Raw genomic sequence first — 1,065 nt, 5'->3', positions numbered from 1 at the left:
GTATTAAATTCCGAAGCAAATTTCGTAAACTCTGTGGTGGTTTGATTATCTAAATCTTTGCGGTCCACTAACATGATCGTTCGATCGATCCCCGATTTTCGTGCTAAAAGCTTAGTAGATACAAAACTAGTCAACGTCTTTCCTGAACCAGTCGCATGCCACACATACCCTGATTGATGTTTATTTGCGGCAATAAACAAGGCTTGAATCGCATGCACTTGATAAGGATGTAACACCATGAGGGTTTTATTGTCTTGATCTTCACTGACAATCGTATAATCCGCAATCAAGCGATGGGCATCCGGGATATTTAGCACTTGTTTGCAAAACTCATATAAGTTTTCTACCTTTTTATTATCTTTCGTTCGCCAACTAAATAAAAACTTAGGGTGCAAGTCTTTCGGTAAGGCATTTGCAAAATACCGGGTCGTTTGTTCATTGGAAACCACAAACAACTGCAAGGTCGAAAAGATATTGTTCCGAAACATGCCTTCTTCTGCATACTTTTTGATTTGGTTAAACGCCTGATAGACGCCATCTCTTGCGGTTACTTGTTTCAACTCGATTTGGACAATCGGTAATCCATTGATTAATAAGGTAACATCAAAACGTCGATCCCGTGCTTCTATGTTACTTCCACGTTTTGCAATTTGATGGACCACTTCATACGTAGAGATTCCTCCACCAATGTCTTGATTGGAATAAAGGATAAGTGAGACAGAACCCAATTGCGAATCTTCCCGTTCAATCGTGATCCGAGCCATCCCATTTTCACCTTTTAACCATTTCGCAGCATCAAAGGGGGTTTTCGTTCGTAGTAACAATTCTGTTTTGATCGTTTCAAATTCTTTATCGGTCAAAGGAAAATCATTCAGTTCTGCTTGATTATTTGAGATGATTTTTTGGCGTAAATTGACCCAAAGATCTTCTTCTGATTTTAGATCCGGACGATACGTCCACTGATTATGCCCTTCCCCCAGTACACGGATCAACTGTTCTTCGACTTCCGCTTCCTCACGGTGACTAATTTTCATTCTTCTTCCCTCCCTAAACAAACATCTTTTG

General features: G+C 40.0%; 1 protein-coding gene. It reads right to left on the bottom strand.

The annotated features are described in order from the left end of the window. On the bottom strand, positions 1–1,034 hold a 1,034-nt coding region (locus FGQ66_RS15030), incomplete at its 3' end, for a type I restriction endonuclease (protein ID WP_138302660.1). Positions 1,035–1,065: the final 31 nt, after the last annotated feature.

The organism is Enterococcus sp. BSD2780061688st2 D3 (assembly GCF_005844145.1).
Classification (GTDB): domain Bacteria; phylum Bacillota; class Bacilli; order Lactobacillales; family Enterococcaceae; genus Enterococcus_B; species Enterococcus_B durans.
Note: the sequence above shows the minus strand (reverse complement) of the source record. Positions and strands in the feature narration are given on the sequence as shown.